The organism is Niabella terrae (assembly GCF_054783135.1).
This window is the reverse complement of the sequence record NZ_BAAGRD010000006.1, coordinates 1-1,006: the sequence shown is the minus strand read 5'-3', so window position 1 is coordinate 1,006 and position 1,006 is coordinate 1. Positions and strand designations below refer to the sequence as shown.

At 46.8% G+C, this 1,006-nt stretch carries 2 protein-coding genes; both read left to right on the top strand.

The genetic code is table 11. The features are described 5' to 3' along the window. Positions 1 to 326 (top strand): IS66 family insertion sequence element accessory protein TnpB (gene tnpB / locus ACYVI9_RS07940; RefSeq protein WP_460763035.1); only part of this gene is annotated, 326 nt, incomplete at its 5' end. Positions 327 to 504: 178 nt separating this feature from the next. Beyond that, the coding region (locus ACYVI9_RS07935) for a transposase domain-containing protein (protein WP_460763032.1) at positions 505 to 1,006 on the top strand (502 nt) is incomplete at its 3' end.

The window sequence follows — 1,006 nt, the reverse complement described above, 5'->3', positions numbered from 1 at the left end:
TTACTGATCAACATGATTACTATTTGTATAACGGTCCAGTAGATATGAGAAAATCCATTGATGGACTCAGTGGCATTGTCTTAAATGAACTCGGCAGAGATCCCGGTAACCGGGACGTGTTTATTTTCCTGAATCGGCGCGGCACCCATATTAAACTACTCTTAAAAGAAACAGACGGTTATACTTTATTCTACCGCCGGTTGCATAAGGGCCGTTTTAGAGCCCCGGATACTGATCAGGATGGTACCGCGCTCAGGCTTACTGCCACCGAGCTCTGGTCACTGCTTTACGGCCTTAGTTTGCAATATTCAAAAAAAACGGGATAGTTATCCACAAAACAAAGGCTCCGGAACCTCCTTTTTATTTTTTCAAAAAAAAGGGTGGCTTTATCCACTAAAAAACTTTTTGTGTGTGGAAACATGACTCCGGCTGTAATACAGTCTGGTACTGGATTTGCTGATATTATATCAGTAATGAGCAGTTCCAAAAATTATAAAAGATTATATGAAGCCGGCTTGCAACAGCTGGCCCGCCAGGAAAGTCTCATTGCCTTATTACAACAGCAAGCCAGTCAACTGCAGACAGAGCGTGCATCTNCAGAAAGAACTTATTGATCAGCAGCAACAACAGCTTACCGATCAGCAGATCCGGCTGGACAAACAACAAAAGGATCTATCGGCTTTATCCCAACTACGTTATGAACTCCGGGAGTTAAAACGTCGGGTATATGGCATCAAAAGTGAAAAACGTCATCTGCATGAGACGGCCCTTCCCATGGGAGGCCAACTGTCACTGGAACTGGAGACAGACGATTATGCAAGCTGTAAGATCAGCTCGCGCCGCCAGATAGCGGCCCACCAACGTATTAGTAAGACCACTGAGCCCAGGAAGGCCGGCGGTCGCCATGAGCTGCCTGAAGGGCTCACCGAGGAGGTTACGATATTGGATGTGGAAGCAAAGCCCGAGGGTGCCCGATTGGTGGGTTATGATGAGCAGCGCCAGTTGG